Raw genomic sequence first — 20,872 nt, 5'->3', positions numbered from 1 at the left:
GATCCGTCGGCGCGGGGCGGCGGTCGGGGCGGGAGGCCGGCGGGGTGGCCCGCGGAACCCCGTCCGGTGCACCTCCGGTGCGCCGTGCCGCGGTGGCGGGCGGGAGGATGGGGGCATGCCGTTCACGCTGAGCCATCCCGCCGCCGTCCTGCCCCTGCTGCGTGCCGCCGGCGCGCGCGGGCCCCTGGTGGCCTCGGCGCTCGTCGCCGGGTCGATGGCGCCGGACGTGCCGTTCTTCGCCGAGTCCCTGCTGCCCGGGGTGTACGCCCACGGCGGGCTGACGCACCGCTGGTGGGCGGTGCCGACGCTGGACGTGGCGGTCGCCGGCGCACTGGTGGCCGGCTGGCACGGGCTGCTGCGCGGGCCGGTGGTGGCGCTGCTGCCCGAGCGCTGGGCGGGCGGCGCCGAGGCGCTGACCGCCCGCCGGGCTGCGGACGCCCGGGACCCCGGGGACACCCGGGGCCCCGCAGGCGTCGGGGCGGTCGGTGGCGCGGCGTGGTTCGCGGCCTCGGCGGCGATCGGCGCGGCCACCCACGTCGGCTGGGACGCGTTCACCCACGGGGGCCGGCTGGGGGTGCGGCTGCTGCCCGTACTGGACCGGCCGGTGGCCGGGGTCCCGCTGTACGAGGCGGTGCAGTACGGCAGTTCGGCGCTCGCCCTGGCGGCGCTGGGCGGCTGGGCGGTGCGTGCGGTGCGGGCCGTGGAGCCGGTGCGGCCGGCCGTGCGGCTCGCGCCCCGGACCCGGCGCGCGGCCGTCGCGCTGCTGGGCGCGGCGACGGCCGCCGGGGTGGTGCACCGGCTGAGCCCACTGCGGCGGAACCTGGTGCCGGAGGTCTGCTTCGGCGCCGGGGCCGGGCTCGCGGCGGGCGCGGTCGGGTACGCGGCGGTGCTGGCGGCCGCCCGCCGACTGCGCGGCGGACGGCCGGACGCCGTCGGGCGGGCTTCCCGTGGCGACGCCCCGAAGGTCCGTCAGACGGAGCGCAGTTCGGCGTAGCGGCGGAGGAACAGCGCCTCGGTGAGGGCCATCCGCTCCAGCTCCTGCGGGTCGACGCTCTCGTTGACCGCGTGGATCTGGGTGGTCGGCTCCTCGACGCCGATCAGCACGATCTCGGCCTGCGGGTAGAGCGAGCGCAGGGTGTTGCAGAGCGGGATCGAGCCGCCCTCGCCGGAGGTGACCATCGGGGTGCCGAAGGCCTCGGCCATCGCCTCGCCCATCGCCTCGTACGCCGGGCCGCCGGTGTCGGCGCGGAACGGCGCGCCGTTGCCCTGGCGCTCGACGGTGAGCCGGGCGCCGAGCGGGACCTGCGCCTCCAGGTGGGCGACCAGCGCGTCCTGGGCGGCGTGCGGGTCCGAGCCCGGCGCGACGCGCAGGCTGATCAGGGCCTTGGCGGTGGCCTGGACGGAGGAGGTGGCGCCGATCACCGGCGGGGCGTCGATGCCGAGGACGGTGACGGCAGGGCGGGCCCAGAGGCGGTCCGCGATGGTGCCAGTACCGGTCAGGGCGACGCCGTCGAGCACCTTGGCGTCGGCGCGGAACTGCTCCTCCGGGTACTGCACGCCGGACCAGGTCTGGTCGGCGGTCAGGCCGGCCACCGCGACGTCGCCGTTCTCGTCGTGCAGCGAGGCCAGTATCCGGACCAGGGACTGGAGGGCGTCCGGGGCGGCGCCGCCGAAGGCACCGGAGTGCAGGTTGCCGGCCAGCGTGGTGACCGTGGCCTCGACGACCGTCATGCCGCGCAGCGAGGCGGTCACGGTGGGCAGGCCGGGGGCGAAGTTGCCGGTGTCGCCGATGACGATGGCGTCGGCGGTGAGCAGCTCGGGGTGGGCCTCGGCGTAGCGCTCCAGGCCGCCGGTGCCCTGCTCCTCGGAGCCCTCGACGATGATCTTCAGGCCGACCGGGTAGGCGTCGCCGTGGACCTGACGCAGCGCCCGCAGGGCGGTCAGGTGCATCAGGATGTTGCCCTTGCAGTCGGCGGCGCCGCGCCCGTACCAGCGGCCGTCGCGCTCGGTCAGCTCGAAGGCGGGGCTGAGCCAGGCGTCCTCGTCCAGCGGGGGCTGGACGTCGTAGTGGGAGTAGAGCAGGACGGTCGGCGCACCCTCGGGGCCGGGCAGCTCGCCGTAGACGGACTGGGTGCCGTCCGGGGTGTCCAGCAGCCGGATGCCGGTCAGGCCCTCGGCGGCGAAGGCCTCGGCGACCCAGTGCGCGGCCTTCTCGCACTCCTCGACCGGGAACTGGCGCGGATCGGCGACCGAGGGGAAGGCGACCAGCTCGGCGAGGTCGGTGCGGGCACGGTCCATCAGGGACCGGACGGCGTCGGCCAGGGGCTGTGACATCGGGGCTCCGAGGAGACGGTCCGCCCTGGGGTGGAGCGGGCGGAGGAGGTGGTTTGCGGTAGTGCCGATCATAGGCGGGCGGAACGGGGAGTTCCGAGGGTGCGGGGTGAGCGGGTGGCGCCGGTGCGGGGGCGGCGCGCTCGCCGGGCGGGGCCGGACGCATAGGATTGCTCGACGTGACTGACTCCGGAAGCTCCGATTCCCGCAGCCCGCTCGACAGCCCGGCCGAGAACGGTCCGACCGACGACGCGGCCGCGCCGCTGGACGGCGTCTGGGACGTCGTGGTGGTCGGCGCCGGACCGGCGGGCTCCTCGGCCGCGCACGCCGCCGCGGCCCAGGGCCGCCGGGTGCTGCTGCTCGACAAGGCCGAACACCCCCGGTACAAGACCTGCGGCGGAGGCATCATCGGCCCCTCCCGGGACAGCCTGCCGCCGGACTTCCGGCTGCCGCTGCAGGACCGGGTGCACGCCGTCACCTTCGCCTACGACGGCAGGTACACCCGCACGCGGCGGTCCAAGCGGATGCTGTTCGGCCTGGTCAACCGTGACGAGTTCGACCTGCGCCTGGTGCAGGCGGCCAAGCAGGCCGGAGCGGTGCTGGTCACCGGAGTGACCGTCACCGGCGTCGAGCAGCGCGGCGGCGAGCACCGGACGGCGCTGGTGACGGCCGCCGACGGGAGGACCTTCGAGGCCCGTGCGGTGGTGGGCGCGGACGGCAGCGCGAGCCGCATCGGCCGGCACGTCGGTGTGACCTTCGACCAGATCGACCTCGGCCTGGAGGCGGAGATCCCGGTGCCGGCGCAGGTCGCCGCCGACTGGGCGGGCCGGATCCACCTCGACTGGGGCCCGCTGCCCGGCAGTTACGGCTGGGTGTTCCCGAAGACCGAGACCAGCAGCCTGACCGTCGGCGTCATCTCGGCGCGCGGCGACGGCGAGCGGACCAAGCAGTACCTCGCCGACTACATCCGCCGGCTGGGCCTGTCCGGGTTCACCCCCCAGGTCGAGTCCGGGCACCTGACCCGCTGCCGGGCCGAGGACTCGCCGCTCTCCCGCGGCCGGGTGCTGGTCGCCGGGGACGCGGCCGGACTGCTGGAGCCGTGGACCCGCGAGGGCATCTCCTACGCGCTGCGCTCGGGCCGGCTGGCCGGCGAGTGGGCGGTGAAGGTCGCCGAGTCGGGCGACGCGGCGGCGGTGCGGCGCGAGGCGCTGAACTACGCGTTCGCGGTCAAGGCCGGGCTGGGCGTGGAGATGCGCGCGGGCAAGCAGCTGCTGGGCGCCTTCGAGCGGCGGCCGTACCTGTTCCACGCGGCGGTCTGCCTGGTGCCGGCGGCCTGGCGGGCCTTCGCCCGGACCACCCAGGGGCACACCTCCTTCTCCCAGGTGCTGCGGCAGTACCGGGCCGCGCGGCGGCTGACGGCGATGGCCTCGCGGTAGCTCGGTAGCGCGGCCATCGTGACGCGGGGCCGGTGCTCCTCCCCGGTGCGGGGAGGAGCACCGGCCCCGTCCTGCCTGCGGCGCGGGCTGTGCGGGCCCGGGTCGCGGCGGGCGTGTACGTGGGCCCGGGCGGGGCCGGGCGTGTGCGCGGGCCCGGGCGGCCTCGGGCGGACTACTTGAGGCCGGTGTCCAGCGCGGACATCAGGGTGCCGGACGGGGTGTCGCCGGACATCTCCCAGATCATGCCGCCGAGCAGGTTCTTCGACTTGAGGTAGGCGGTCTTCTGCGCGATCGACCACGCGTCGTCGAAGGTCCACCACTGGCCGCCGGCGCCCGTGTAGCCGTACGTCGCGACGGACTTGGGGTCGTGGTAGACCTTGAGGCCGGAGAGGCTGGTGATCAGGTTGTTGTACCCGCGGGTACCGGCCTCGTCGGAGAACTGGCCCGGTGCGGCGCCGTTCGCCGACTGCCAGGCGCCGTTCGCGCCGCCGTCCGCGACGCTCTGCCAGCCGCGCCCGTAGAACGGGAAGCCGATGGTCAGCTTGCGCGGGTTGACCCCGGCGTTCAGGTACGTCTGGACGGCCGTGTCCACGCTGAAGTGGGTGGTGTACGGGTCGTTCGGGTCCTGGTAGAGGTTGGAGGCGTGGCCGGTGCGGTTCGGCTCCCAGGAGTTGTCGCTGCCCGAGCCGTGGAAGTCGTAGCCCTGGACGTTGGCGATGTCCAGCGAGCCGAAGATCTTCGAGAGGTCCCAGCCGGCGGCGACCTTCGCCGGGTCGGCCGGGGTGAAGGCGGTGAGCAGCTTGTGCGAGCCGCCCAACGCGTCCAGCTGCTTGCGGAATTCGGCCAGCAGCAGGGTCAGGTTGCCCTTGTCGTTGGCGCTCCAGTGGTTGCCCGGGTGGCCGTCGCCGGAGCCGGGCCACTCCCAGTCGAGGTCGATGCCGTCGAAGATGCCGGCGGCCACGCCGTCGCCGCCGGCGCCGTTGTAGGCCGGCAGGTTGCCCTTGATCCAGGTGTCGATGCAGGACTTGACGAACTTCTGCCGGGACGCGTCGGTGGCGGCGGCGTCGGAGAAGTACTTGGAGTAGGTCCAGCCGCCGAGCGAGACGACCACCTTCAGGTTCGGGTACTTGGCCTTGAGCTTCTTCAACTGGTTGAAGTTGCCGCGGAGTTTGCCCCAGCCGTCGTCGGCCACGCCGTCCACCGACTGGTCGGCGCTCATCGCCCGGCCGTAGTCCGCGTCGGCGTCACCGGCGCCGGTGCCCTGGTCCGGGTCCTCCGGGTTGCCGCTGGTGCCCTTGGTGACGCCCGCCATGCAGGTCAGGTTGACCGGATCGATGTTCTCGAAGGCGTAGTTGATGACGTCGAGCTTGGCGGCGGCGCCCGAGGTGTCCAGGTTCTTGACGAAGTACTGGCGGCCGTAGATGCCCCACTGGACGAAGTAGCCGACCCGGGCGTACTTTCCGGCGCCGACCAGGTCCGAGGTGGTCACGGAGAGCGGGGCGGACGCGGGTGAGGCGTTGTCGGCGGGGTCCCGGGCCTTCACGGTGAAGGTGTAGGCGGTGGACGGCGACAGGCTGCCGACGGTCGCGCCGAGCGTGCTGCCGGTGACCGTGGCCGCCAGGGTGCTGCCCTGGTAGACGTCGTACGCGGCGACCCGGACGTTGTCGGTGGCGGCGTTCCAGGCGAGCTTCACGTCCGTCGAACTGACCGCCGTCGCCCGGAGGTTGGTCGGTGCGGTGGGCGGCGAGGTGTCGGTGGACGGGTCGAAGGTGGACGCGGTGACGGACGGGCTGAGCGGGCCGGTGTTGCCGCGGCTGTCCTTGGCCCGGACGGTCAGGGTGTACGAGGTGGCCGGGGTTAGGCCGGTGACCAGGACGCCGGTGGACGGGCCGGAGGCGAGCACGGTGCCGCCGCTCAGCACGTCGTAGCCGACGACCGGGAAGTCCCCGCCGGTGGCGGCCGGCCAGCTCAGCGCGAGCGTGTGCGCGGTGGACTCGGTCACCGTCGGGGTGCCCGGCGCGGACGGCGGGGCGTCCGCGGAGCCGTCGCACTTGTCGCCGTTGATGCGGCAGTTGAGCGGGGTGGAGACCGGCCCGTTGCCCACGAACCAGAAGCTGTACGGCTCGGTGGTGCCGTGGGCGTTGACGGTGGAGTTGTAGAACGCCGCCGTGGCGGTGACGTGCCGGCCGTTGACGGTGGCGGTGCCGTTGTAGCTGTTGCCGATGGTGACGCCGGCCGGGAGGTCGAACTCCAGGGTCCAGCCGCTCACCGCGGTGGCGTTGTCGTTGTGGACGATGTAGGTGCCCTGCCACCAGGAGCCGTTGTCGGCGGTGGTGAAGGTGGCGGTGAGCTTTCCGGCGGCGTTCGCCGGGGCGGCCAGCGCGGTGAGCGCGGCGAGGGGAAGGAGCAGGACGGAGAGCAGTGCCAGCAGTCTGCTGCGCACGCGCGGGCGCCCGGCCCGGGATCGAGCGGACATGGTTCTCCCTGTGGCTGTGGGGGTTGAACAGGGTGACGTAGAACCTGGGTTGATCCATTGATCCGTGTGCGATCGATGCCTGTGCCGTGGGGAGGCGAAGGCATGGGAACTGTAGGAGGACTGGACCAATGCGTCAACAGGTCTGTACCACTGATGGGCTTCCCGTCCCCGGCTTCGCCCCAGCCTCCGTCAGTTCGGTCCCGCCTCCGTCAGTTCGCCCCCGCCCCCGTCAGCTCGTCCCCGAGCGGGCTGCGCCGGTACAGCACCGAGCGGCCGTGCCGCGCCCGGGTGACCAGGCCGGTGGCGGCGAGGACGGAAAGGTGCTGGCTGACCGCGCCCGGGGTGACGCCGAGCCGGAAGGCGAGGTCGGTCGTGGAGGCGGGCTCGGCGAGCAGCGCGAGCAGCCGAGCCTTCGGCGCGCCGACCAGCGCCGCCACGGCCTGCGGCGGCACCGGCGTGCCCCGGCCGGCCAGCCCGGCCTGTCCGCGTGCCGGGTAACTGATCTGCGGCGCACGGTCATTGCTGATCATCGTGATCGCGCCGCGGACGAAGAAGGTCGGACAGAGCACCAGGCCGCGCCCGTCCACGGGCGTCTCCACGTCCCCGTCCGTCCAGTTCCGGCTGATCGACAGGACGCCGTTCTCCCAGTGGAGCCGGTGGTCCAGGTCGGCGAAGAGGGCCGCCGCGCCGTGTTGGGCGAGCAGCCGGGCGCGGTAGACCAGGTCGGACTCCAGAACGGCGCGGGCCTGCGGCCACCAGGAGGGGGCGAGGCACACCTCCCAGTACTCCTCCAGCGTGTCGGCGATCCGCGCCAACAGCCGTTCCGGGCGGGCGAGTCCGGCGGCGAGTGCGGCGGGCAGCGGTTGGCCGTGCGAGAGGAACGTCTGCTCCAGTTCGGCGCGCAACTGCTCCGGCGGGAACGCCCGGACGGTCGCGATCTCGGAGCGGAACTCGGGGGAGGGGGAGGTGGGGCGCGGCGTCAGGAAGTCGGGGACGAAGCGGTTCTCGGCGACGAGCGAGAGCAGAAGACGGGAGTCCAGCCGATCGAAGGCGGGCCTGAGCTGCTCGAAGGCCCGGGTCTGGAGGTGGTAGACGCCCGGGTGGGTCCACATCCGCAGGCTGAGCGCCGCCTCGTGGATCGGGGAGACGGCGAACCAGGTGGTGGCGAGGTCGGCCAGGCGGAGCGTGAACCGGTGCACGGGGCATCCTTCTGCGGGGATCGGCCGGGGCAGGCAGTCCGGCTTCGGATTCAGCCAGAGCCTAAAGGAGTACTGGTCCGCTCCGGTGCGCGGTGGGATCCATGCATGACCACCTCGACGGCGGAGTCCTCCGCACCTTCCCCTGCCGTGCCCGAAGACCGGGCTGCGCCTGCGACCCCCCGTGCCACCGGGCCCCGTGCCACCGGGGTCGTCGCCGCGCTGCGACGCCGGCTGCACCCCGACCCGACGGTCCGCCGGCTGGCGGGGATCACCCTGGTCAACACGGTGGGCAACGGCCTCTCCCTCTCCGTCGCGGTGCTGTTCTTCACCCGGGTGCTCGGCCTGAGCGCCGCCCAGCTGGGCCTCGGGATGACCGCCGCCGGCCTGTGCGGGGTCGTCGCGAGCGTGCCGGCCGGCCGGGCCGCCGACCGCTGGGGTGCGCGGCGGGTGCTGGTGGTGCTGGTGTCGGTGCAGGCGATCGGCACCGCCGGGTACGCGCTGGTGCACAGCTACCCGGCGTTCGTCGCGCTGGCCTGCCTGGTCTCCGCCGTCGACCGCGGCTCCGCCGCCACCCGGAACGCGCTCTACGCCGAGGTGCTGCCCGCCGACCGCCGGGTGGCGGGCCGGGCCCACCTGCGGGTGGTGACCAACGTCGGGATCTGCCTGGGAACGGCCATCGGCGCGATCGCGCTCCAACTGGACACCCGGCCGGTGTACCTGACGGCGATCCTGGCCGACGCCGCCTCCTACGTGGCCGTCGCCGTGCTGTTCCACCGCCTCGACATCCCGCAGCGCCCGTCGGCGACCGGAGCGTCGGCGCCCGGAGCGGCAGCGCCGGAGCCCTCGGAGCCATCCGAGCCGTCCGAGCCGTCGGAGTCCGGGGCGGCAGTGTGCGAGCCGTCCGCGAAGACCGGAGTCGCGAACCCGTCGGACCCCTCGGGCCGGGGTGTCAAGCAGGGCCGGCGGCCGAACCCGGCGCTGCGGGACGGCCCGTTCCTGGCCGTGACGGTGCTGAACGCACTGCTCTGCCTGCAGTTCGCCGTCCTTGAGGTCGGCATACCGCTCTGGATCGTCCAGGAGACCGACGCGCCGCGGATCACCGTCGCGGGCACCCTGATCGTCAACACCCTGCTGGTGATCACCCTGCAGGTGCGGGCCACCCGGGGCACCGAGGAACGGACGGGGGCCGCCCGGGCCTGCGGGCGCGCCGGAGTGGTGCTGGCCGCCTCCTGCCTGGTCGTCTCGCTGGCGCACGGTCTGCCCGCGGGCTTCGCGGCCGTGGTGGTGCTCGGCGGGGTCGCGCTGCAGTCGCTCGGCGAGGTCGTCGCGCAGGCGGGCGGCTGGGCGCTCAGCTACGACCTCGCGGGCGAGCGCGATCACGGTGCCTACCAGGGCGTCTTCAACGCGGGGACGGCGGCGGCGCTGATGGCCGGCCCGGCGCTGGTCGGCACCCTGGTCATCGGGTACGGCATGGTCGGCTGGGTCGTCCTGGGCACGGTGCTGGCCGCGGCGGGCCTGGCGATGCGCCCCGCCGTCCGATGGGCCGGGCGGCGGGACGCGAACCCCGGCGCGGTGTGAGACGCGCCGGCCCCGGGCCGGCTACTCGGGGACGATCGCCATCGCCTCGATCTCGATCAGCACCTCGGGCTTGAACAGGGCGGCCACCTGCATCGCGGAGGAGGCCGGCAGCGGAAGGGAGCCGAAGTGCTCGTCGCGGGCCTCGCGGACGGCCGAGAGGTGGGCGATGTCCGTCAGGAAGTAGGTGAGCTTCACGACGTGCTCGAACCCGGCCCCGGCGGCGGCCAGGCAACGCCGCAGGTTCTCGAAGACCTGCCGCGCCTGCGCCTTCGGATCGCCCTCGCCGACCAGGTTCCGCTGCTCGTCGAAGGCGACCTGGCCGGACACCTGGACCATCCGGCCGCTGCCGGTGACGACCTGGGTGTAGCCGGTGCCGGGCGCGACTCCGGGGGGCTCGGTGATGTGGGTGAGGTGAGAGGTGGTCATGGCGCGGATCCTGATCCACGATCCGCCGGAGTCGCAAGCCCCGGCCCCGGCGGCCGACCGGCCTCAGCGCACCACATCGGGCAGTTCGCGCAGGAACGGGCGGTCGGTGGAGGGGAGTTGGGCGGCCGGTCCGCCCGAGCGCAGCACCACGTCGAGGACGGCGTCCGGATCGGCGGCGTAACCACCGCTGGCCCACGCCGCGTTGGCCTCCACCACGGCCCAACGGCCGTCCTCCGTACGCCCGACGTCCACCACGGTGGCACTGGGCAGCGGTGCGTCCGAAGCCGACGCGGCCAGCACGTCGGCGGTGAAGGCGAGCACCTCGGCGGCCTCCCCGCCGGGTGCACCGTCGGGAGCCCCGGCGGTCTCCAGCGGCGCGACGGACAGGTCACCGTCCACGGCGTAGCGCGAGCCGGCCCGCACCGCGCCGTCCAGGACGAACAGCCGGTACTCGACGCCGAACCGAACGACCTCGCTCACCAGCACCGGCGTGTCACCGTCCAGCAGTTCGGGCCCCGGCAGCGTCCCGCCGTCGGGGTGGACCCGGGCGGCGAACAGCTTGTCCGCCGGCGGCTTGACGAAGGCCGGGCGGCGCAGCCGGCGCGCCTCGGCCAGGGTGCCGAAGGAGACCCGGCGTCCGGTCAGCGCGAGCGGCAGCCGGGTCAGCCAGTCGGCGGCGGGCTCCAGCAGGCCGAGGCCGAGCTCCCGTCCGACGGCGTCGCCGAACAGCGGTCCGCCGTACACGTGCACCGCCGAGCCGCGCAGCCCGGGCGGCGCCTGCCAGGACGTCGCGGTGCACGCCCGCAGGCCGCGGCGTCCGGCGGCGGTGCGGAGCTGGAGGCCCGTCTCGTTGATGCGAGGCGCGAGCAGCAGGACAGGATCGGCGGTGGTCATGGCGACGATGCTGCCCCCGGTGCGGGGCCCGCCACCACCGGATTTCGGCGGGGAGGAGCGGCCGGGAGCCGGTACCGGCCGGCCGGTCCGCTCCGGCCGAGGGGCGGGTGGGCTCTGGCCGAGGGGCGGGTGGGCATGCCAGAGTCGTGCCGCGTCGTCCGGGGCACCTCCCGGACCGCACCCGCAGTTCCGACCCACCCGCAGTTCCGACCCACCCTCAGCCGGAAAGCAGGCCCGCCGATGACCAGCGCAGCGCCCCTCGTCCACGTCAGCACCGCCGACGCCGTCACCACGCTCACCCTCGACTCGCCGCACAACCGCAACGCGCTCTCCACCCGGCTGATGGCCGAGCTGCACGCCGGGCTGGCCTCCGCCGCGGCCGACCCGGAGGTCCGCGCGGTGGTGCTCGGACACACCGGCAAGGTGTTCTGCGCGGGTGCCGACCTCTCCGAGGCGACCGGCGCGGACCCGACGGTCGGCCCGCGCGGACTGGTCGAGCTCCAGCGGGCGATCGTGGACTGCGCGAAGCCGGTGATCGCCGTCATCGACGGGCACGCCCGGGCCGGCGGGCTCGGTCTGGTCGGCGCGGCCGACCTCGCCGTCGCCGGACCGGCCTCGACCTTCGCCTTCACCGAGGTGCGGCTCGGCCTCGCGCCCGCCGTCATCTCGCTGCCGCTGCGCCCGAAGCTGGAGCCGCGCGCCGCCTCCCGCTACTACCTCACCGGCGAGGTCTTCGACGCCGCCGAGGCCGCCCGGATCGGGCTGATCACCAGCGCCACCGACTCCGCCGAGTCCACCGGCGTGGTGCTGAAGGGCCTGCTGGACGCGCTGCGCCTGGGCTCCCCGCAGGGCCTGGCGGAGTCGAAGCGACTGGCCAACGCCGAGGTGGTGCGCTCCTTCGAGCGGGACTCGGACGAGCTGGTGGAGCTGTCGGCGCGGCTCTTCGGCTCGGAGGAGGCGCAGGAGGGGATGCGGTCGTTCCTGGAGAAGCGGCCCGCGCGCTGGGTGCGCTGACGGCGGGGTTCCCCGGGCGACGGGCCCGCTCGCCCGGGGACACCGGCACACGCGACCGCCCGGGGGCGGTGCCGCCCCCGGGCGTCGCGAACGCCCGCGCGCGGCGGCGTCACGACCAGCGGACCGCCGCCGCGTCGCTCCACAGGGCGAGCAGGTCCTGATCGCCGATCGCCTTGGTCTCCGTGGCCTGCTCGGCGGACAGCCGGTTCCACAGCAGCGGGTAGAGCTCGTGGGCAGGGCCGGTGAGGGTCAGGTCGGCCGGCTCGGAGCTCTCGCCGGTGGTGACGACCGGCGGCTCCTGGGTGATGGTCAGTCGCCAGGAGCCGGCCCCGTCGGTGGCCCGGACCTGGAGGGTGCGCGGCCGGTCGCTGCGCAGCGCGGAGCGGCTGCGGGTCATGAAGCCGCTGACGAGTTCGTCGACGCCGTCCAGGGCGAGGGCGGTGTCCACGACCTGACCGGGCGTCCCGGCGGCGGAGTCGGCGTCATGGCGGTGGATGGAGGTCTCGTGCGCCTGGCGCCGGGCCCAGAACGCCAGCGGGCGGGACGAGGGCAGGAAGGTCCAGCACTCCAGGTCGGCGGGCGCGGCGGTGAGCACGTCCACCAGGGCGGCGTGGCCCTCGCGGTACCAGTCGAGCAGTGCGGCGTCCGAGGGCATCGGCCCGACGGTGGCCTGCGCGTCCGCCTCGTCCGGCCGGGCCCGCAGGCCCTGGGAGGGAATGGCGGCGGCCCAGCGGTGGACGGAGCCGATGTGCCGCAGCAGGTCCGTCAGCCGCCACTCCGGGCAGGTCGGTACGGGGGCGGACAGCTCGGTGCGGGCTGCGGCCTCGGCGAGCCGGGTGCCTTCGAGGCGCAGCGCGTCGATGTGCTCGGTGATCTCCATGGGACGGAGTCTTCCACCGCGATCGGCCGCCGGTCGCGGACTTCGGACATTTCCTCGGACGCCTCCCGGCGATCGGGCGGACGCTACGGGCCGGTAACGTGAGCGCATGCCGATAACCCGTTCCCTCGTCTCAGCCGTCCGGACCGGTGGCCGCCGCGCCGCCGGACGCCTGGTCCACCGGGGCTGGCGCTGGGTGCAGCGGACCGGCGCGGTCACCAACCGCAACCCCGGCCCGTACCGGTTCGGCGAGCTGGGGGACGGCACGACGCTCAGCTTCCCGCTCGGGGCGGTGTTCAACGAGCAGTGGATCACCATCGGGCCGTTCTCGATCATCGGCGAGCGGGTCACCATCAGCGCCGGGTTCCTGCCCGGGCTCGACCTCGGGCCGGAGCCGATCGTGCGGATCGGCGGGGGCTGCGTGATCGGCCGGGACAGCCACATCGTCGGCCACCAGTCGATCGTCATCGGCGACGACGTGTGGACCGGGCCGGGCGTGTACATCAGCGACCAGGCGCACGAGTACCGGGACACCGAGCTGCCGATCGGCAAGCAGTGGCCGCGCAACGAACCGGTGGAGATCGGCGCGGGCAGCTGGATCGGCACCGGTTCGGTGATCCTGCCGGGGGCGCGGATCGGCCGCAACGTGGTGGTCGCGGCGGGGGCCGTGGTGCGTGGCGAGGTACCCGACCACAGCGTGGTCGCCGGGGCGCCGGCCAAGGTGGTGCGCCGCTGGACCGAGGACGAGGGCTGGCAGCCGCCGCTGCGCCACGACGCTCCGCAGCCGGTGCCGGACGGCGTGACCGCGGAGCAGCTGCGCGCCCTGGTCGGCTGGGACCTGCGACTGCCGGGGGAGTCGGGCTGACGTCGCCCGCGAAGGGGCCGGCGCCCTTCGCCGGTGCAGTGCCCTGAACTCGCGAGCGGCCTGAACTACCCCGCGAGGGAGGCCTGTTCGGCGGTGCGGGCGGCGATGGCGGCGGTGATCCGCGGGACGTCGGCGGGGCGCGTCGGATCCAGACCGGTCAGCGCGGCGATCCGGCGCAGCCGGTAGTCGACGGTGTTCGGGTGCAGGTGCAGGGCGCTCGCGGTGTGCCGGCGGTTCAGGCCCCCGGCCAGGTGGGTGCGCAGGGTGATGAGCAACTCCCCGCTGTCGGCCAGCGGTTCGAGCAGTGCGGCGAGCCGGGAGCGGGCCTGGCCGGGCCGGGTGAGCTGGTACTCCAGCAGGACGTCGTCCAACCGGTGCAGGCCCGGAGGCCGGCCGAACGCCCGGGCCACGTCCAGGACTTCGTGGGCGAGGGCGGCCGCGCCGGGCACCTCGGCGGGGGCCGCGGAGACCGCCCCGGCCAGTACCGGGGCGCCGGCCGCGCGGGCCGCCGCGGCGAGGGTGGCGGCGAGCAGCGGCCAGGGTGCCTCGTCGGGATCGTCCCCGTCCGGACCGGGTGACGGCCCGAACGGGACGAGCACCAGGCCGCCCGTGGGGGTGAGTGCGGTGAGTGCCGACTGCCGGGTGCGGTGGTCCAGTTCGGCCTCGAAGCGGCGGAGTTTGCGGCGGGCGGCGATGCCCGGGTCGATGCCGGGGGAGTGTTCGTCGGGGTGGTCGGCGACGGACAGGCAGAGCACGGCGTACCCCGTGGGCAGCCGGAGCCCGGCGCGGTCGGCGGCCCCGTCGGCGAGGGTGCCCGCGAGGAGCGCACCGAGCAGGGAGTGCCGGGTGGCGCCGCGCCGGTCGGTGGTCGGGTGCCGTCCGTCGAGGTAGCCCGCCCCGGCGGCGGTGGCGGCCCGGCGGAGCTGGTCGAGCAGCAGCCGGTTGAGAACGAGCAGGTCGCCGGCGTCGCCGTCCCGGGCGTGCCGGGTCACGAACTCCCAGCAGACCTCCAGGCCGAGGTGGTGGGCGAGCAGCACGGCGTCCAGCGGCAGGCCTTCCTCGGCGCGCCGGGCGGCGGCCTCCCGGACGGCGGTGAACTCCTCGGCGGGGGCGGGGGCCCCGGTCCGTACGGTGTGGGCGAGGGCGCGGATGCGGCGTTCGGTGTCCCGGGTCAGCTCGCCGGTGAGTTGCTCGCGGGGCATCCGGCGGTAGGCCGGCACCCGCTCCACCAGGGCGGCGACCACGGTCTCGGCCAGCTCCCGCGCGCCGCCGAGCAGTCGCTGGTCGGCCGGGAGCCCGCCGATCGCCGGGACGCGCCAGTCCGGCGGCCGGTCGGAGGTGTTCGGGGGCGGGCAGTGGGGTGCGTTGTGACCGGTCACAGAGAACACCGTCCAGGTCTGGGGAACGCCCAAGGGCCGGGCCGGAGGGGCGACCGCATGATGGAGCCCTCGGGTTACCTGTTGGTAACAAACTTCCGCCGTGGAGGCAACAGTTGAGAACCCCACTTCTCCGCTTCCCCGCAACTCCCCTGCGCGGCAGGGTCGGTGGCGCGCTGGGCGTCCTGCTGCTGGCGGGGGCGCTGCTGGTCGGGGCGACGGCGTCGCCGGCGGGCGCCGCCACGTCCCCTTCGGCGCCGGCTGCTGCCGCCACGTCGCCTTCGGCGCTGGCTGCCGCCGCCGTGACCGCTACGCCTGACGGCTCCGCCGAACTGCCGCCCGACGGTGACACGGTGGCCTCACCGCCCGGCGCCAACGACTGGACCTGCCGGCCGAGCACCGCGCACCCCGACCCGGTCGTCCTGGTGCACGGCACCTTCGCCAACCGCTACGAGAACTGGCTGGCGCTCTCCCCGCTGCTGAAGAGCCTCGGGTACTGCGTCTTCGCCCTCGACTACGGGACCATCCCCGGCATCACCTCCAGCGGCAGCGGCCTGCTGCTGCCGATCGGCGGCCTCGGGCCGGTCCCGGAGTCGGCGGCCCAACTCGCCCGGTTCGTGGACCTGGTGCGGAACGCGACCGGTGCCGCCAAGGTCGACATCGTCGGGCACTCCCAGGGCGGCATGATGCCGAACTACTACCTCAAGTTCCTCGGCGGCGCGTCCAAGGTCGGCAGGATGGTCGGGCTGGCACCGTCCAACCACGGCACGACGCTCGACGGGATCACCAACCTGGTGCCGTACTTCCCGGGCGTCGCGGACCTGATCTTCACGGTCTGCCAGGCCTGCCGGGACCAGGCGGTGGGTTCCGACTTCAACAAGGTGATGGCCACCCGGCCGGACACCGTGCCGGGAGTGAGCTACACCGTGGTCTCGACGGTCCTCGACGAGGTCGTCACCCCGTGGCGGACCCAGTTCCTGAGCGGCCCGGGCGTCGACAACGAGGTGGTGCAGGGGCACTGCCCGGTCTCGCTGGTGGAACACGTCGGGATCGCGTTCTCGCCGACGGCGCTGCACCTGGTGGCCAACGCCCTGGACCCGGCGCACGCCACGCCGGTGCTCTGCGGGTGAGTCCGACGGCGGGCCGGTGACGGCGCTCCTGCCTCCGGGTGTTCCGGGCGGCGGGAGCGCCGTTCCGTGTGGGTGTGTGGGTGCGCCGGTGCGCCGGTGTGCGGGTGCGCGGGTGCGGGGGGTGCGGGGCTGCGGGGGTGCGCGGGTACGGCGGCTGCCGGCGTGTCGGCCCGTCCGCCCGCCGGCCTGCCCGCTGTCAGGGCGTGGTACGGAAGCCGACGACGGCGGTGGTGCCGTTCGGGTGCAGCGCGTACGTGCCCGGGGCGTGGAGCAACACGGCGTCGTAGCGGGTGAGTTCGACACCGTCGACGGCGGCCGTGCCGGCGAGGCAGACCAGGAGGCCGGTGCTTGCGACCGGGACGTCGACCGCGGTGGCCGTGGTGGCCAGCTCCACCGTGGCCTCGACCCGCCCGCGGCGCGTCATCACGTTGAAGTCCACCACCGGGCCGGCCAGCAGGCGGCAGTCGGTGGTGGCGTCGCCGGAGAAGGCGAACGGCCGGAACGGCGCGTCGACCAGCCGCTCGGTGCCGTCGACGGTGAGTGCCATGCCGGGGCCCTCGACCAGGGTGATCACCCGGTCGATCCCGGGAAACGGGGAGAACGGCCCGGCCGAGGCGACGTCCGCGAGGCTGACCCGCCAGTCGAAGGCGTCCAGCCCGGCGCCGGCGGGGAACCCGGCGACCTCCCTGGTCACGCCGCCGCCGTTGAGCCACGTCGTCGCCGGGCGCTCGCTCGCCCGCAGTACCTGGAAGCCTTCGCTGCTCGTCATGGGCCCGCATCCTGTCACATGGCGGACAGCGGGTGACGGATGACAGATTTCATCATCTGTCATCTGTCATCTGTCATCTGTCAGCTGTCGGTTGTCGGTTGTCACCTGTCGGCTGTCACCCGCCGCCCGACCGACAGCGGCAGGAGTGCCGCCACCGTGGCCGCGAGCGTCACGGTGGTGAGGGCCAGCGGCAGTCCGGCGGCGTCGGCGAGGAAACCGATCACCACCGGGCCGATCAGCATCCCTCCGTAGCCGAGCGAGGAGGCGAACGCGACGCCCTGCGGCCCACCGGCCTCGCCGGCCCGGGCGATGGCGAGCGGGAAGAGGTTGGCCAGGCCGAGGCCGACCAGGACGAACCCGCAGATCGCGACCGGCACCACCGGTGCCAGGGCGGCGATCAGCATGCCGCCGGCCGCCGTCAGCCCACCGAGCAGCATCAGCCGGTTCTGGCCGAGCCTGATGGACAGCCAGGTGCCGCCGACGCGCCCGCCGGCCATCGCGAACGCGTACGCGCCGTAGCCGGTGGCGGCCACCACGGAGCTCGCACGGATGTCGTCGGTGAGGTGGAGCGTGGCCCAGTCGGCGACCGCGCCCTCGCCGTACGCGGTGCAGAGCGCGGTGAGGCCGAGCAGCAGGACGAGCAGCCGGGTGCGGGCGCGGGCCGAGCCGGCATCCGCCGTCGCGGTGCCGGACGACTCCGCGGCACGGCCCGCACGGCCCGCACGATTCGGTGCGACGGCTGCCGCCGCCGGGCTGCGCAGCAGGACGATTCCCGCGCCGACCGTGACGGCCATGCCCAGCGCGGCGCTGAGGGCGAGCGCCCACGCGGTGCTCAGCGGGCCGGCGAGCAGTCCGCTGACCCCGGTGCCGGCCAGCCCGCCGAAGCTGTACCCGGCGTGGAAGCTGGGCATCACGGGCCGCCGCAGCTGCGCGACCAGGTCGACGGCGGCGCTGTTCATCGCGACGTTGGCCCCGCCGTACCCCGCGCCGAACAGCAGCAGCACCCCGCCGAGCGCGGTGACCGAGTGGGCGTGGGCGGGCAGCAGGACGGCGAGGCTGAGCAGGGCGAGCGAGCCGACGGTGACCGGGCGCGAGCCGTACCGCAGGCAGAGCCGGCCGATCATCGGCATGGTGAGGACGGCGCCGATGGAGAGGCAGAGCAGGGCGAGCCCGAGTGCGCTGTGCGAGGCGCCGACCTGCCTGCGGATGTCGGGGATGCGGACGACCCAGGCGGCGAAGAGGAAGCCGTCGATGGCGAAGAACGCGGTGAGGGCGACACGTGCGGCCCCCCAGGGGCTGTCGGCCGCCGGGGGTGTGCTGCGAGACTGGGAGGAGGGATGATGGTTCGGGCGCGCGAGTGGACCGATTTTGTTTCGAAGCGACACAAAGTCACAATAGGGGCGTGCAGCTCTCACCATCAAGCCCGAGGCCCGGTACCGGAACCGACTCCGACGCACAGCGCGACAGTCACCGCCGCGCCGCGCCCGACCGGGGCCGGACGCTGCTGGGTCCTGCGCTCTCCCTGATCCACACCGGCCAGACGCCGACCCGCTCGGCGCTCACCCGGGCGCTGGACGTCACCCGGGCCACGGCCGGCGCGGTCACCGCCGAACTGGAGGCGCTCGGCCTGATCACCGTCGACTCGCGCCCGGCGGGCGGCGGCCGCGGCCGCCCCTCGCACCGGCTCGCGATCGACCCGCAGGGCCCGGTCGTGGTCGCCGGGCAGATCCACGCCGACGGACTGAGCGTCACCCTGGCCGGCCTCGGCGGACTGCTCGACCCGCCCGTCCACCTGCCGCTGCCCGCCGCCACCGACCCGGTCCGGATGCTGCGCGCCGTCGCCGTGGCGGGCGCCGAGCTGGCCCGCGCGACCGACCGTCGCTGCCTGGGTGCCGCCCTCGCGCTGCCCAACCCGGTCACCGAGCCGGACGGCGCCGCCCTCGCCGCGCTGCACTTCGCCTGGCCCAGTGGCACCCCGGTCGCCGACCTGTACGACGTCGAGGTCGGACGCGCCGACCACGGTCCCAGGGCGATGCGCCCGCTGCCCACGGCGATCGCCAACGACGCCAACCTGGCCGCGCTCGCCGAGTACCGGCACGGTGCCGGCCGAGGCGCCCGCCACCTGCTCTTCGTCACGTCCGGCCACCGCGGCGTCGGTGGTGCGCTGGTCATCGACGGCCACCTGCACACCGGCAGCGCCGGCCTGGCCCTGGAGGTCGGCCACCTCACCGTCGACCCGCAGGGCCGACCGTGCAAGTGCGGCAACCGGGGCTGCCTCAACTCCGAGACCGACCCCGACGCACTGTTCGCCGCCGCCGGACTCACCCCGGAGCCGGGGCGCCCGCTGCTCGACCAGGCGCGCGAGCTGTGCCGGGCGGCCGCGACGGACGACCGTGCGCGGGCGGCGGTGGAACACGTCATCGACCGGCTCGGGCTCGGCCTGGCGGGCGTCGCCAACATCCTCAACCCCGACCGGGTGGTCCTCAGCGGGCTGCACCTCCACCTGCTGGACGCCGCGCCCGACCGGCTGCGGTCGGTGGTCGCCGAGCGCAGCCTGTGGGGGCGCAGCGGCCGGGTGCCGATCGTCGGCGCGGAGCTGGCGCACGGCGCGCTCGCGGGCGCGGCCGAGCTGGGCTGGGGGCCGTACCTGGCGGATCCGCAGTCGGTGCCGGTTCTGCCCTGACGGCGATCGAGGGCAGTAGAGGGCAATAGAGGGCGATCGAGGGCGACAGGGCGATCAAGGCGATAAGCGGAAGCTGGGACTGCGAAAACGGTCACTTATCGTGACTCTCATACACTCGTAGTGAGCAGTGGGGGGTCACTACGAGGGAGACAGCGACCATGAGCAGCCAGCGCGGCACCCACCCCCGCATCGAGCCCGGCGTCCAGCCCGGCATCGAGCCGACCGTCGACGTCGACCGCTCCGACCCGGAGTACCGCGCCTGGCTCAAGGAGGCGGTGCGCAAGGTCCAGGCCGACGCCAACCGCTCCGCCGACACCCACTTGCTGCGCTTCCCGTTGCCCGCGGAGTGGGGGATCGACCTCTACCTCAAGGACGAGTCCACCCACCCGACCGGCTCGCTCAAGCACCGCCTGGCCCGCTCGCTCTTCCTCTACGGGCTCTGCAACGGCTGGATCCGGCCCGGAAAGCCGGTGATCGAGGCCTCCAGCGGCTCCACCGCCGTCTCCGAGGCGTACTTCGCCCAGCTCATCGGCGTGCCGTTCATCGCCGTGATGGCCAAGAGCACCAGCCAGGCCAAGATCGACCTGATCCAGTTCCACGGCGGCGAGTGTCACCTGGTCGAGCGCTCGGACGAGGTGTACGAGGCCTCCGCCCGGCTCGCCGAGGAGACCGGCGGGCACTACATGGACCAGTTCACCTATGCCGAGCGGGCCACCGACTGGCGCGGCAACAACAACATCGCCGAGTCGGTCTTCGCCCAGCTGCGCCTGGAGCCGCACCCCGAGCCGGCCTGGATCGTGGCCACCGCCGGTACCGGCGGCACCTCGGCGACCATCGCCCGGTTCGTCCACTACATGCAGTACGACACCCGGATCTGCGTCGCGGACCCGGAGAACTCCTGCTTCTTCGACGGCTGGGTGCACCACGACCCGGACGCCGTCTGCGAGAGCGGCTCGCGGATCGAGGGCATCGGACGGCCGCGGATGGAGCCGAGCTTCGTCCCGGGGGCGATCGACCGGATGATGAGGGTGCCGGACGCCGCGTCGATCGCCGCCGTACGGGTGCTGGAGCGGGTGCTCGGCAAGAAGGCGGGTGCCTCCACCGGGACGGGCCTGTGGAGTGCGCTGCGGATCGTCGCCGAGATGCGCGCGGACGGGCGGACGGGCAGCGTGGTCGGCCTGATCTGCGACCCGGGGGACCGCTACCTGGACAAGTACTACTCCGACGACTGGCTGGCGGGCGAGCGGATCGACATCGCGCCGTACCGGGCGGCGCTGGAGTCCTTCCTCGCGGGCGGCGCCTGGGTGGGCTGAGCCCGGCGGGCGGACAGTCGAGGGCCGACGGATGACAACTGTCAGCTGACAGATTTCATCATCTGTTATCTGACATCTGTTGTCTGTCGCCTGTTCGCCCTCGCCGGTTCGCCCTCGGCTGTCAACCCGAGACCCGGGGCCGTCACCGCCGGATGACCGCCCGGCCGCCTGCGAGGTCGATCCCCGTACGCTTCGGTGCGCCGTCGTGCTCGTCGTCCCGCAGTACCAGTTCGACCCGCCGCTGCTCCAACTGCACCCGCTTCCCCGGGTAGAGCAGCGCGTGCAGCTCCTCCGTCGCGGTCGCACCCGCACCGCGTCCGCCGCCCGCTTCCGCCGTCGGGCGGGCGCGCAGCCGCCGCACCACCGCGCCCAGGAAGAACACCACGACCAGTCCGGCCGGCAGCAGCAACCCGCCCGCCGCGCCCGTCAGCAGCACACCCATGTTCGCCTCAACGGCCCGGTACGGCCGACGAGTTCCCCTGTCGCGACGCGCCTGCCTGCTCCC

18 protein-coding genes are annotated in these 20,872 nt (G+C 74.3%); 8 read left to right on the top strand and 10 right to left on the bottom strand.

All coding sequences use genetic code 11. From position 1 onward, the window contains the following. Window positions 1–115: 115 nt before the first annotated feature. On the top strand, window positions 116–994 hold the full coding sequence (locus tag ACGFSC_RS40775) for a DUF4184 family protein (RefSeq protein ID WP_359915231.1): 879 nt from the start codon (window positions 116–118) through the stop codon (window positions 992–994). Here the strand turns inward: ACGFSC_RS40775 and ACGFSC_RS40770 are convergent. Beyond that, on the bottom strand, window positions 970–2,334 hold the full coding sequence (locus ACGFSC_RS40770; protein WP_359915229.1) for a dipeptidase: 1,365 nt from the start codon (window positions 2,332–2,334) through the stop codon (window positions 970–972). The genes ACGFSC_RS40775 and ACGFSC_RS40770 overlap by 25 nt on opposite strands. Before the next feature lie 176 nt (window positions 2,335–2,510). Here ACGFSC_RS40770 and ACGFSC_RS40765 point away from each other — a divergent pair, with 176 nt between their 5' ends. Continuing rightward, window positions 2,511–3,767 carry a geranylgeranyl reductase family protein gene (locus tag ACGFSC_RS40765; protein ID WP_380634900.1) on the top strand — a complete coding sequence of 419 codons (1,257 nt, stop codon included), beginning with the start codon at window positions 2,511–2,513 and terminating at the stop codon, window positions 3,765–3,767. A 172-nt stretch (window positions 3,768–3,939) separates the two neighbouring features. Here ACGFSC_RS40765 and ACGFSC_RS40760 read toward each other — a convergent pair whose 3' ends face one another. Next, window positions 3,940–6,243 (bottom strand): glycosyl hydrolase family 18 protein, encoded by a 2,304-nt coding sequence (locus tag ACGFSC_RS40760; RefSeq protein WP_359911869.1) that lies wholly within the window; start codon window positions 6,241–6,243, stop codon window positions 3,940–3,942. 209 nt (window positions 6,244–6,452) lie between these two features. After that, entirely contained in the window at window positions 6,453–7,442 is a 990-nt protein-coding gene (locus tag ACGFSC_RS40755) for a helix-turn-helix domain-containing protein (RefSeq protein ID WP_359911866.1), read from the bottom strand. A 105-nt stretch (window positions 7,443–7,547) separates the two neighbouring features. Here ACGFSC_RS40755 and ACGFSC_RS40750 point away from each other — a divergent pair, with 105 nt between their 5' ends. Next, window positions 7,548–9,020 carry an MFS transporter gene (locus tag ACGFSC_RS40750; protein WP_359911864.1) on the top strand — a complete coding sequence of 491 codons (1,473 nt, stop codon included), beginning with the start codon at window positions 7,548–7,550 and terminating at the stop codon, window positions 9,018–9,020. A gap of 21 nt (window positions 9,021–9,041) precedes the next feature. Here ACGFSC_RS40750 and ACGFSC_RS40745 read toward each other — a convergent pair whose 3' ends face one another. Next, window positions 9,042–9,446 carry a RidA family protein gene (locus tag ACGFSC_RS40745; RefSeq protein WP_359911862.1) on the bottom strand — a complete coding sequence of 135 codons (405 nt, stop codon included), beginning with the start codon at window positions 9,444–9,446 and terminating at the stop codon, window positions 9,042–9,044. 63 nt (window positions 9,447–9,509) lie between these two features. Further along, a complete protein-coding gene (locus tag ACGFSC_RS40740) occupies window positions 9,510–10,340 on the bottom strand; it encodes an ATP-grasp domain-containing protein (protein WP_359911859.1) in 831 nt (276 codons plus the stop codon). A 240-nt stretch (window positions 10,341–10,580) separates the two neighbouring features. Between ACGFSC_RS40740 and ACGFSC_RS40735 the strand changes: the two genes are divergently transcribed. Continuing rightward, on the top strand, window positions 10,581–11,354 hold the full coding sequence (locus ACGFSC_RS40735) for an enoyl-CoA hydratase family protein (protein ID WP_359911856.1): 774 nt from the start codon (window positions 10,581–10,583) through the stop codon (window positions 11,352–11,354). Between the two features lie 109 nt (window positions 11,355–11,463). Here ACGFSC_RS40735 and ACGFSC_RS40730 read toward each other — a convergent pair whose 3' ends face one another. Further along, window positions 11,464–12,234 (bottom strand): maleylpyruvate isomerase family mycothiol-dependent enzyme, encoded by a 771-nt coding sequence (locus ACGFSC_RS40730; protein ID WP_359911853.1) that lies wholly within the window; start codon window positions 12,232–12,234, stop codon window positions 11,464–11,466. Between the two features lie 106 nt (window positions 12,235–12,340). Here ACGFSC_RS40730 and ACGFSC_RS40725 point away from each other — a divergent pair, with 106 nt between their 5' ends. Beyond that, complete coding sequence (locus ACGFSC_RS40725) at window positions 12,341–13,096, top strand: DapH/DapD/GlmU-related protein (protein ID WP_359911850.1); 756 nt, start codon at window positions 12,341–12,343, stop codon at window positions 13,094–13,096. Between the two features lie 65 nt (window positions 13,097–13,161). On the opposite strand, the gene ACGFSC_RS40720 is transcribed toward ACGFSC_RS40725, so the two are convergent. Beyond that, window positions 13,162–14,475, bottom strand: coding sequence for a helix-turn-helix domain-containing protein (locus ACGFSC_RS40720; RefSeq protein WP_359911847.1), 1,314 nt, complete (start codon window positions 14,473–14,475; stop codon window positions 13,162–13,164). 284 nt (window positions 14,476–14,759) lie between these two features. On the opposite strand from ACGFSC_RS40720, the gene ACGFSC_RS40715 reads away from it, so the two are divergent. Further along, window positions 14,760–15,602, top strand: a complete 843-nt coding sequence (locus tag ACGFSC_RS40715) for an esterase/lipase family protein (RefSeq protein WP_392865155.1) — start codon at window positions 14,760–14,762, stop codon at window positions 15,600–15,602. Window positions 15,603–15,798: 196 nt separating this feature from the next. On the opposite strand, the gene ACGFSC_RS40710 is transcribed toward ACGFSC_RS40715, so the two are convergent. Both ACGFSC_RS40710 and ACGFSC_RS40705 read right to left on the bottom strand, forming a co-directional pair. Next, window positions 15,799–16,371 (bottom strand): HutD family protein, encoded by a 573-nt coding sequence (locus tag ACGFSC_RS40710; RefSeq protein WP_359911844.1) that lies wholly within the window; start codon window positions 16,369–16,371, stop codon window positions 15,799–15,801. 101 nt (window positions 16,372–16,472) lie between these two features. After that, entirely contained in the window at window positions 16,473–17,756 is a 1,284-nt protein-coding gene (locus tag ACGFSC_RS40705) for an MFS transporter (RefSeq protein ID WP_359911841.1), read from the bottom strand. A 17-nt stretch (window positions 17,757–17,773) separates the two neighbouring features. Between ACGFSC_RS40705 and ACGFSC_RS40700 the strand changes: the two genes are divergently transcribed. After that, window positions 17,774–19,054, top strand: a complete 1,281-nt coding sequence (locus ACGFSC_RS40700) for an ROK family protein (RefSeq protein ID WP_380353122.1) — start codon at window positions 17,774–17,776, stop codon at window positions 19,052–19,054. Window positions 19,055–19,212: 158 nt separating this feature from the next. After that, complete coding sequence (locus tag ACGFSC_RS40695) at window positions 19,213–20,367, top strand: PLP-dependent cysteine synthase family protein (protein ID WP_359911838.1); 1,155 nt, start codon at window positions 19,213–19,215, stop codon at window positions 20,365–20,367. 142 nt (window positions 20,368–20,509) lie between these two features. Here the strand turns inward: ACGFSC_RS40695 and ACGFSC_RS40690 are convergent, their stop codons facing one another. Then, window positions 20,510–20,809 (bottom strand): DUF6191 domain-containing protein, encoded by a 300-nt coding sequence (locus ACGFSC_RS40690; protein WP_359911835.1) that lies wholly within the window; start codon window positions 20,807–20,809, stop codon window positions 20,510–20,512. Between the last annotated feature and the right edge of the window lie 63 nt (window positions 20,810–20,872).

Source organism: Kitasatospora sp. NPDC048715 (assembly GCF_043198905.1).
Lineage (GTDB): Bacteria > Actinomycetota > Actinomycetes > Streptomycetales > Streptomycetaceae > Kitasatospora > Kitasatospora lactacystinica.
This window is presented reverse-complemented; position numbering and strand designations above follow the sequence as displayed.

Bases quoted from the DNA above. Each gene is read 5' to 3' on its own strand.
- ACGFSC_RS40775 (WP_359915231.1), top strand. From the start codon at position 116: ATGCCGTTCACGCTGAGCCATCCCGCCGCCGTCCTGCCCCTGCTGCGT.
- ACGFSC_RS40770 (WP_359915229.1), bottom strand. From the start codon at position 2,334: ATGTCACAGCCCCTGGCCGACGCCGTCCGGTCCCTGATGGACCGTGCC.
- ACGFSC_RS40760 (WP_359911869.1), bottom strand. From the start codon at position 6,243: ATGTCCGCTCGATCCCGGGCCGGGCGCCCGCGCGTGCGCAGCAGACTG.
- ACGFSC_RS40750 (WP_359911864.1), top strand. From the start codon at position 7,548: ATGACCACCTCGACGGCGGAGTCCTCCGCACCTTCCCCTGCCGTGCCC.
- ACGFSC_RS40745 (WP_359911862.1), bottom strand. From the start codon at position 9,446: ATGACCACCTCTCACCTCACCCACATCACCGAGCCCCCCGGAGTCGCG.
- ACGFSC_RS40740 (WP_359911859.1), bottom strand. From the start codon at position 10,340: ATGACCACCGCCGATCCTGTCCTGCTGCTCGCGCCTCGCATCAACGAG.
- ACGFSC_RS40735 (WP_359911856.1), top strand. From the start codon at position 10,581: ATGACCAGCGCAGCGCCCCTCGTCCACGTCAGCACCGCCGACGCCGTC.
- ACGFSC_RS40730 (WP_359911853.1), bottom strand. From the start codon at position 12,234: ATGGAGATCACCGAGCACATCGACGCGCTGCGCCTCGAAGGCACCCGG.
- ACGFSC_RS40725 (WP_359911850.1), top strand. From the start codon at position 12,341: ATGCCGATAACCCGTTCCCTCGTCTCAGCCGTCCGGACCGGTGGCCGC.
- ACGFSC_RS40710 (WP_359911844.1), bottom strand. From the start codon at position 16,371: ATGACGAGCAGCGAAGGCTTCCAGGTACTGCGGGCGAGCGAGCGCCCG.
- ACGFSC_RS40695 (WP_359911838.1), top strand. From the start codon at position 19,213: ATGAGCAGCCAGCGCGGCACCCACCCCCGCATCGAGCCCGGCGTCCAG.
- ACGFSC_RS40690 (WP_359911835.1), bottom strand. From the start codon at position 20,809: ATGGGTGTGCTGCTGACGGGCGCGGCGGGCGGGTTGCTGCTGCCGGCC.